Raw genomic sequence first — 8,328 nt, 5'->3', positions numbered from 1 at the left:
CGTTCACCCCGGCCGGAGACATGCACGTGCTGCTGGGCGACTTCACCGGCCACGGTCTGCCGGCGGCGGTGGGTGCCATGCCCCTGGCCGAAGTCTTCTACGGAATGACCGCCAAGGGCTATGGCCTGGCGGAAACCCTGCGCGAGATGAATGCCAAGCTCAAGCGCATCCTGCCGGTGGACATGTTTTGCTGTGCCACGTTGCTGTGCTTGAGTTTTCAGCGTCGTTCGGTGGAGGTTTGGAACGGCGGAATGCCCGACGGTTATCTGCATTGCATTGCCAGTGGCGAGCGAACGCCTCTGCCGGCGCGGCATCTGCCTTTGGGTGTGCTGAGCCCGGAATCCTTCGATGAGCGCACCGAGGTGTTTCCCATGGCGCTCGGGGATCGGGTTTTCCTGTTGTCCGATGGGGTGATCGACACCTGCGACGCCAATGACCAGTTGTTTGGCGTGCAGCGATTGCAGCAGGTGTTTGCCGCCAATCGGCATCCAGATGCGCTGTTCGAAGAGATCGAGCGGGCGCTGCGACAGTTTGGCGCAGAAGCGCGCGACGATGTCAGCATGGTTGAAATCAGCTTGCTGGAGCCGACGCAGGTCGCTGCGCCGGCGTTGGTCTACTCCGACAGCGGCCAGTCGTGCCCGCTGGACTGGTCGGTGAGCTTCGAGTTTCGCGCCGCCACGCTCAAGCGCTTCAATCCGTTGCCCTATCTGTTGCAGTTGCTGCTTGAGGTGCATGGTCTGCGGGCCCAGAGCGGTGCGCTCTACAGTGTGCTGGCGGAACTCTATTCCAACGCGCTGGAGCACGGCGTGCTGGGGCTGGACTCGAGCCTCAAGCGCGATGCGACGGGTTTTGCGCGTTATTATCAGCAACGCAATACCCGGCTGGACGAACTTCAGGAAGGCTATGTACGGTTGCATTTGCAGGTGGCGCCAACAGAGGACGGCGGTTGCCTGACCATTCGCATCGAAGACAGCGGCAAGGGTTTCGATGTCGAGAGGGTGATGAAAAGACCTGTGGATGACATCCGCCTGTCGGGACGTGGAGTCAGTCTGATCCGCCAGTTGGGGCGTAATGCCCGCTGGACCGACGATGGTCGAAGTGCAAACGTGGAGTTTATCTGGAAGGCTGCGCAGTAATCCGCGCATTCTTGATCAAGGAGTGAGCAAGTGGACGACAAACATGTGGATCGCAGCGTGCTGAGTGCGTTACAGGAAGTGATGGAAGAGGGCTATCCCGATTTGCTGGATATCTTTCTTGCGGACTCCGAAGAGCGCCTGAACGCCTTGCGAACGGCTGACAGTACTGCATTGCTCGTTGCAACCGCCCATAGCTTCAAGGGCAGCAGCAGCAATATGGGCGCGGTCAGGCTGGCCGAACTATGCCATCGGCTTGAACAGCAGGCCAGAAGCTCGCCATGGGCTGGCATTCAGGAGCTGGTCGGCGAAATCGACCACGAATTCGCCGGCATCCGGCCTCTTTACGAAGCTGAACGACAGCGTTGCGCGGCGAAAATCTGAGCATGCGCTTCATTTGGTCTCCTTCGAGTGAAACTGGCTCGACCTTTGCAGTTAACTCTCCAACTGTACTTACGAGCCCCGTGCAGCGGAGACCGTTTCATGCCCGTTACCCCCAATATTCTGCTTCAGGCCTCCAGGCAGGCCAAGACTCAGGCCGCCTGCGCCAATCCTCCGGCGCAGACCGCTGAGCCCGGGGACAAGGCCGCAAGCTTCGCTCATGTCTATGCCAATCAGGCCCAGAGCAAGCCTAATGCGTCGGCGGATACCTCGGTCAAGCCGAGTCGCGAAAAAAGCTCCGATGCCGCCGGAGAAAAAGACGCTGGCGACGACAAGTCTGCCGCCGGGGAGCCGGTGGTTGCCGATGGCGGCAAATCCTTGCCTGCCGACACGCCGGTGCAGGCTGACGACAAGTCTGTCGACGATGATGCGTCAGATGCCGAGCCGGCGCTGATCGTCGATGCCGTACCGCTCGATCCGGCGCTTGATCCCTCGTTGCAGCAAGCCGTACAGCCAGTAGTAACTGCGCCGGCGCCGGCAACACCTGCCGTGGCCAACATTGTGCCGCCAACGGTTGGCGCGCCGGTTGCCGCAGCAATCACCGTAACAGCCACGCCGGCACAGGCTGCTGCTGACGGCGATTTCGATCCGCAGGCTGATCCGCTCGATGCATTGCCGGCGGTGCGCCTGGCAATGGAACAGAGCGGTCACGTTTCGGCTTCCAGCCAGGCGCAGCCCAAGGCTGCTCCGACACAGGCGCAAGCCCAGGCTGACGGTGAGCTGACACCGGCGCAGAACTTTGCCGCCGGCATGGCGACTCTGCTGGATGTTCAGGCCGACAAGAACAGCACCAACCAAGGGGACGACAAGGCTTTCAGCGGCTTGATCGATGACGGCCTGAAGGATCTCAAGTCCGCCAGCAGCGACACCCGTGTCGATGATTTCGCCAACCGTCTGGCCGCGCTGACCCAGGCGGCCACACCGAAGACAGCCAATGCCTTGCCGGTGAACCAGCCGATCGCCATGCACCAGAGCGGCTGGACCGAAGAGGTGGTGAACCGGGTCATGTACCTGTCCAGCGCCAATCTCAAGGCCGCGGACATCCAGTTGCAGCCCGCTGAGCTCGGGCGCCTGGACATTCGGGTGAACATGGTTCCCGATCAACAGACCCAGGTCACGTTCATGAGTGCGCATCCGGGTGTCCGTGAGGCGCTGGATGGCCAGGTCCATCGCTTGCGCGACATGTTCGCGCAGCAGGGCATGGGGCAGGTCGATGTCAACGTTTCGGACCAGTCCCGTGGTTCGCAGCAAGGGCAGGAACAGGCCCGGCAAAGCCAGAGCGGGAAGACCAGCGCCAGCGGCGGTCGCCTCGATTCAACGGATGACGACATGACCCCGGGCGTCGCTGAAGTGGCTGCCAATACCATCAGCGTGATCGGCTCCAGCGCGGTCGATTACTACGCCTGACGAACACAATACCTGACCCTGTGGGAGCGAGCTTGCTCGCGATGATCGTTAACGATAACGCGTGTTTACTGGCTAAACGCGGCGCTCTTGAATTCTTCGCGAGCAGGCTCGCTCCTACATGGCATAACACTTGCTCTTGCCTTGCCGTGCGACTGTGAAAACCCGATTAGTGACGGATTATTGGCATGGCGAAGAGCGACGCAGCAGTAAAAGACCCCGCAACCAAAGGCAAACTCAAGCTGATTATCGTGATCGTGGTGGCCCTGCTGCTGGCGATCGGTGTGTCCGTGGGGGCGACCTGGTACTTCATGCACAGCGCTCAGAGCAAGCCTGCCGCCGCCGAGGCGCAAATCGCTCCCGTCGGCAAACAGCCCGCGATTTTCGAGGCGATGGCGCCGGCTTTCGTGGCCAACTTCAACCAGAACGGTCGCCAGCGCTACATGCAAGTAAGCATCACCATGCTCGCGCGTAACCAGGCGGATCTGGAGGCGCTCAAGGTCCACATGCCGGTGATCCGCAATAACCTGGTGATGCTGTTTTCCGGGCAGGACTTCGCGACTCTCGCGTCGCCGGTCGGCCAGGAAATGCTGCGGCAGAAAGCCACCGCCAGCGTCCAGGAAGTGGCGCAGAAAGAGCTCGGCAAAGTGGTGATCGAACAGTTGCTTTTCACTAATTTCGTACTGCAGTAGGAACACGACATGGCCGTGCAGGACCTGCTGTCCCAGGATGAGATCGACGCGCTGTTGCATGGCGTCGACGATGGTCTGGTACAGACCGAAAACGCTGCCGAACCCGGCACCGTCAAAAGCTATGACCTGACCAGCCAGGATCGCATCGTCCGTGGACGCATGCCGACCCTGGAAATGATCAACGAGCGTTTCGCCCGCTATACCCGCATCAGCATGTTCAACATGCTGCGTCGCTCGGCGGACGTGGCGGTCGGCGGCGTGCAGGTGATGAAGTTCGGCGAATACGTGCACTCGCTGTACGTGCCGACCAGTCTCAACCTGGTCAAGATCAAACCCCTGCGCGGCACCGCGCTGTTCATCCTCGACGCCAAACTGGTGTTCAAGCTGGTGGACAACTTCTTCGGCGGCGACGGCCGGCACGCCAAGATCGAAGGGCGTGAATTCACCCCGACCGAACTGCGTGTGGTGCGCATGGTGCTGGAGCAGGCGTTCGTCGATCTGAAGGAAGCCTGGCAGGCGATCATGGAAGTCAATTTCGAGTACATCAACTCGGAAGTGAATCCGGCCATGGCCAACATCGTCGGCCCGAGCGAGGCCATTGTGGTGTCGACCTTCCACATCGAACTCGATGGCGGTGGCGGCGACCTGCACGTGACCATGCCGTACTCGATGATCGAACCGGTGCGCGAAATGCTCGACGCCGGCTTCCAGTCGGACCTCGACGACCAGGACGAGCGCTGGGTCAACGCCCTGCGCCAGGACGTGCTGGACGTCGACGTGCCAATCGGGGCGACGGTGGCCCGTCGTCAGTTGCGCCTGCGCGACATCCTGCACATGCAGCCGGGGGATGTGATCCCGGTCGAGATGCCGGAAGAAATGATCATGCGCGCCAACGGCGTGCCGGCCTTCAAGGTCAAGATGGGCTCGCACAAGGGCAACCTGGCATTGCAAGTGATCGAGCCGATCGAGCGCCGTTGACCGGCGCTAGAACCCATTCGCGATTAACCGAATTCTGAATTTTTGCTCGCCGAGGACACTGACAATATGAACACGCAGGACGATCAGGCACTGGCCGATGAATGGGCTGCGGCCCTGGAAGAAACCGGCGATGCCGGGCAGGCTGACATCGACGCTTTGCTGGCCGCCGATTCCGGCAGCTCCGCGTCCAACCGCCTGCCAATGGAAGAGTTCGGCAGCGTGCCGAAAAACAACGATCCGGTCACCCTCGACGGTCCGAACCTGGACGTAATCCTCGATATCCCGGTGTCGATTTCCATGGAAGTGGGCAGCACCGACATCAACATCCGCAACCTGTTGCAACTCAACCAGGGTTCGGTGATCGAGCTCGATCGCCTGGCCGGCGAGCCGCTGGACGTGCTGGTCAATGGCACGCTCATCGCCCACGGCGAAGTGGTGGTGGTCAACGAGAAGTTCGGCATCCGCCTGACGGACGTGATCAGCCCAAGCGAACGCATCAAGAAGCTGCGCTGAGTGAAAAAGGTTCTTGGGTTTGTGCTGGCGATGCCGTTCAGCGTGCTGGCGGCCGAGCCGGTTGCGACAGCTGCTACCGCCGCTGCGCCAGCGGTGAGCAGTGGTGTGGCTGGCCAGCTGACGCAGCTGGTGTTCGGCTTGCTGCTGGTGCTGGGGCTGATCTTTCTCCTCGCCTGGTTGCTGCGGCGGGTCCAGCAGGCCGGTCCGGCCGGCAAGGGGCAGGTGATCGAGATTGTCGGCTCCCGCGCGCTGGGGCCGCGCGACCGGCTGATGCTGGTGCAGGTCGGCAACGAGCAGATTCTGTTGGGCCTGAGCCCCGGCAACATTGCTGCGCTGCACGTGCTCAAGGAGCCGGTGCAAGTGCCGAGTACCGAGAAGCCGACGCCGGAATTTGCCCAGCGCCTGTTGGAGATGCTGGGTAAAGATCAGAAGGATAAGAAGTAATGGGTGCGCTACGCATCGTCTTGACGCTGGCCCTGATGCTGGCCGCGCCACTGGCATTCGCCGCCGATCCGCTGTCGATCCCGGCCATTACCCTGGGCACCAATGCGCAGGGTGCGCAGGAATACTCGGTCAGCCTGCAAATCCTGCTGATCATGACCGCGCTGAGTTTTATCCCGGCGTTTGTCATGCTGATGACCAGCTTCACCCGGATCATCATTGTCTTCTCGATCCTGCGCCAGGCCCTGGGCCTGCAGCAGACGCCGTCGAACCAGATCCTCACCGGCATGGCGCTGTTCCTGACCCTGTTCATCATGGCGCCGGTGTTCGACCGGGTGAACCAGGACGCCTTGCAGCCGTATCTGGCGGAAAAACTGACGGCTCAGGATGCGGTCGCCAAGGCGCAGGTGCCGATCAAGGACTTCATGCTCGCCCAGACCCGCACCAGCGATCTGGAGCTGTTCATGCGCCTGTCCAAGCGCACTGACATTGCGACGCCGGATCAGGCGCCGCTGACTATCCTGGTACCGGCCTTCGTGACCTCCGAGCTGAAAACGGCTTTCCAGATCGGCTTCATGATCTTCATTCCGTTCCTGATCATCGACCTGGTCGTGGCGAGTGTGTTGATGGCCATGGGTATGATGATGCTCTCGCCGCTGATCATTTCCCTGCCGTTCAAGATCATGTTGTTCGTGCTGGTGGATGGCTGGGCGCTGATCATCGGCACACTGGCCAGCAGCTTCGGCGGTGTCTCGCCATGACGCCGGAAGTAGCGGTCGACATCTTTCGCGAAGCGCTGTGGCTGACCACCATGATGGTGGCGATCCTGGTGATTCCGAGTTTGCTGGTGGGCCTGCTGGTGGCGATGTTCCAGGCTGCCACCCAGATCAACGAACAGACCCTGAGCTTCCTGCCGCGCCTGCTGGTGATGCTGGTGACGCTGATCGTCGGCGGTCCATGGATGGTGCAGACCTTCATGGACTACATCCTGCAGTTGTACGGCAGTATTCCTCAGGTCATCGGCTAAACCATGTCACTGCTTGCGCTGACCGATACGCAGATCAGCACCTGGGTGGCGACGTTCATGTTGCCGCTGTTTCGCGTCGGCTCCTTGCTGATGGTCATGCCGGTGTTCGGCACGACCCTGCTGCCCCGGCGCATCCGCCTGTATTTCGCCTTGGCCATTACCGTGGTCATCGCGCCGGGCCTGCCGCCGATGCCGCCGGTGAATGCCCTGGATCTGAGCGGGTTGCTGCTGATTGCCGAGCAGATTCTCATCGGTGCGGTGATGGGCTTCTCCTTGCAGCTGTTCTTCCAGGCCTTTGTGGTGGCCGGGCAAATCGTCGCCATCCAGATGGGTATGGGCTTCGCTTCCATGATCGACCCGGCCAACGGTGTGTCGACGGCGGTGATCGGGCAGTTTTTCACCATGCTGGTGACGCTGCTGTTCCTGTCCATGAACGGTCATCTGGTGGTGTTCGAGATCCTCACCGAGAGTTTCACCACGCTGCCGGTGGGTGGTGGCCTGATGGTCAATCACTACTGGGAACTCGCCGGCAAGCTCGGCTGGGTGCTCGGTTCGGCGTTGTTGCTGGTGCTGCCGGCGATCACCGCGTTGCTGGTGGTCAACATCGCGTTTGGCGTCATGACCCGGGCGGCGCCGCAACTGAATATTTTTTCTGTCGGCTTCCCGCTGATCCTGGTGCTTGGGCTGTTCATCGTCTGGGTCGGGCTGGCGGACATTCTCAACCAGTATCAACCGCTGGCCACCGAAGCCTTGCAGTTGTTACGCGAAATGGCGCGGGCGAGCTGAGTCATGGCCGAGAGCGAAAGCGGTCAGGACAAAACAGAAGACCCCACGGAGAAGCGCAAGCAGGACTCCCGTGAGAAGGGGGAGGTAGCCCGCTCCAAGGAGCTCAACACCCTGGCGATCATGCTGGTCGGTGCCTCGGCGTTGCTGATTTTTGGCGGCGCCATGGCGCAGGACATGATGGAGCTGATGCGCATCAACTTCTCGCTGCCGCGGGAAGTGATTCTGGATCAGCGCTACATGGCCACCTACCTGATGCGTTCGGGGCAAATTGCCCTGTGGTCGATCCAGCCGGTGATGATCACCTTGGTGCTGGCCGCCATCATCGGTCCGATTTCCCTGGGTGGCTGGCTGTTCGCGGCGAGCTCCATGGCGCCCAAATTCAGTCGCTTGAACCCCGGTCCCGGCCTCAAGCGCATGTTCTCGACCAAGTCGCTGATCGAACTGCTCAAGGCCCTGGCCAAGTTCATCATCATCCTGTTCGTGGCGCTGGCGGTGTTGTCATCGGACATCGATGACCTGCTGCGCATCGCCCATGAGCCCTTGGACATGGCGATCATTCACAGTCTGCAAGTGGTGGGCTGGAGCACCTTGTGGATGGCGTGCGGGCTGATCCTGATCGCTGTGGTGGATGTGCCGGTGCAGCTCTGGGAAAGCCACAAGAAACTGCTGATGACCAAGCAGGAGGTGCGCGACGAGCACAAGGACCAGGAGGGGCGGCCGGAGGTCAAGCAGCGGATCAGGCAGCTGCAGCGCGAGATGTCCCAGCGGCGGATGATGGCCGCCATTCCCGAGGCCGACGTGGTCATCACCAACCCGACGCACTACGCCGTGGCCCTCAAGTACGACCCGGAAAAGGGCAATGCGCCGGTATTGCTGGCCAAGGGTAGCGACTTCCTGGCCCTGAAGATCCGTG

General features: G+C 61.2%; 11 protein-coding genes. All 11 read left to right on the top strand.

Annotation, left to right across the window (positions count from 1 at the left end):
* The coding region (locus ACXRVY_RS11525; protein ID WP_458237425.1) for a SpoIIE family protein phosphatase at positions 1-1,136 on the top strand (1,136 nt) is incomplete at its 5' end.
* Positions 1,137-1,166: 30 nt separating this feature from the next.
* Positions 1,167-1,517 (top strand): Hpt domain-containing protein, encoded by a 351-nt coding sequence (locus tag ACXRVY_RS11520; RefSeq protein WP_223461373.1) that lies wholly within the window; start codon positions 1,167-1,169, stop codon positions 1,515-1,517.
* A gap of 99 nt (positions 1,518-1,616) precedes the next feature.
* Positions 1,617-2,981: a flagellar hook-length control protein FliK gene (locus tag ACXRVY_RS11515; protein ID WP_223461375.1), complete on the top strand. Its 1,365-nt coding sequence runs from the start codon at positions 1,617-1,619 to the stop codon at positions 2,979-2,981.
* Between the two features lie 185 nt (positions 2,982-3,166).
* The gene (fliL, locus tag ACXRVY_RS11510) at positions 3,167-3,670 is read left to right on the top strand and encodes a flagellar basal body-associated protein FliL (RefSeq protein ID WP_223461377.1); all 504 of its coding nucleotides are present in this window, start codon (positions 3,167-3,169) and stop codon (positions 3,668-3,670) included.
* Between the two features lie 9 nt (positions 3,671-3,679).
* Entirely contained in the window at positions 3,680-4,648 is a 969-nt protein-coding gene (fliM, locus tag ACXRVY_RS11505; RefSeq protein ID WP_057398369.1) for a flagellar motor switch protein FliM, read from the top strand.
* 66 nt (positions 4,649-4,714) lie between these two features.
* Positions 4,715-5,161: a flagellar motor switch protein FliN gene (gene fliN / locus ACXRVY_RS11500; protein ID WP_223461379.1), complete on the top strand. Its 447-nt coding sequence runs from the start codon at positions 4,715-4,717 to the stop codon at positions 5,159-5,161.
* Positions 5,162-5,605: a flagellar biosynthetic protein FliO gene (gene fliO, locus ACXRVY_RS11495; protein WP_223461381.1), complete on the top strand. Its 444-nt coding sequence runs from the start codon at positions 5,162-5,164 to the stop codon at positions 5,603-5,605.
* Positions 5,605-6,363 (top strand): flagellar type III secretion system pore protein FliP, encoded by a 759-nt coding sequence (gene fliP, locus ACXRVY_RS11490; protein WP_090324267.1) that lies wholly within the window; start codon positions 5,605-5,607, stop codon positions 6,361-6,363. Before fliO ends, fliP begins: the two co-directional genes overlap by 1 nt.
* The gene (gene fliQ / locus ACXRVY_RS11485; protein ID WP_007983364.1) at positions 6,360-6,629 is read left to right on the top strand and encodes a flagellar biosynthesis protein FliQ; all 270 of its coding nucleotides are present in this window, start codon (positions 6,360-6,362) and stop codon (positions 6,627-6,629) included. Before fliP ends, fliQ begins: the two co-directional genes overlap by 4 nt.
* A 3-nt stretch (positions 6,630-6,632) precedes the next feature.
* The gene (gene fliR, locus ACXRVY_RS11480; RefSeq protein ID WP_223461383.1) at positions 6,633-7,415 is read left to right on the top strand and encodes a flagellar biosynthetic protein FliR; all 783 of its coding nucleotides are present in this window, start codon (positions 6,633-6,635) and stop codon (positions 7,413-7,415) included.
* 3 nt (positions 7,416-7,418) lie between these two features.
* A partial coding sequence (flhB, locus tag ACXRVY_RS11475) for a flagellar type III secretion system protein FlhB (RefSeq protein WP_458237424.1) occupies positions 7,419-8,328 on the top strand: 910 nt, incomplete at its 3' end.

The organism is Pseudomonas sp. P5_A2_2, assembly GCF_054177685.1.
This window is presented reverse-complemented; position numbering and strand designations above follow the sequence as displayed.

Coding starts and splice junctions, on each gene's coding strand:
- ACXRVY_RS11515 (WP_223461375.1), top strand. CDS start 1,617: ATGCCCGTTACCCCCAATATTCTGCTTCAGGCCTCCAGGCAGGCCAAG.
- fliL (WP_223461377.1), top strand. CDS start 3,167: ATGGCGAAGAGCGACGCAGCAGTAAAAGACCCCGCAACCAAAGGCAAA.
- fliM (WP_057398369.1), top strand. CDS start 3,680: ATGGCCGTGCAGGACCTGCTGTCCCAGGATGAGATCGACGCGCTGTTG.
- fliN (WP_223461379.1), top strand. CDS start 4,715: ATGAACACGCAGGACGATCAGGCACTGGCCGATGAATGGGCTGCGGCC.
- fliP (WP_090324267.1), top strand. CDS start 5,605: ATGGGTGCGCTACGCATCGTCTTGACGCTGGCCCTGATGCTGGCCGCG.
- fliQ (WP_007983364.1), top strand. CDS start 6,360: ATGACGCCGGAAGTAGCGGTCGACATCTTTCGCGAAGCGCTGTGGCTG.
- fliR (WP_223461383.1), top strand. CDS start 6,633: ATGTCACTGCTTGCGCTGACCGATACGCAGATCAGCACCTGGGTGGCG.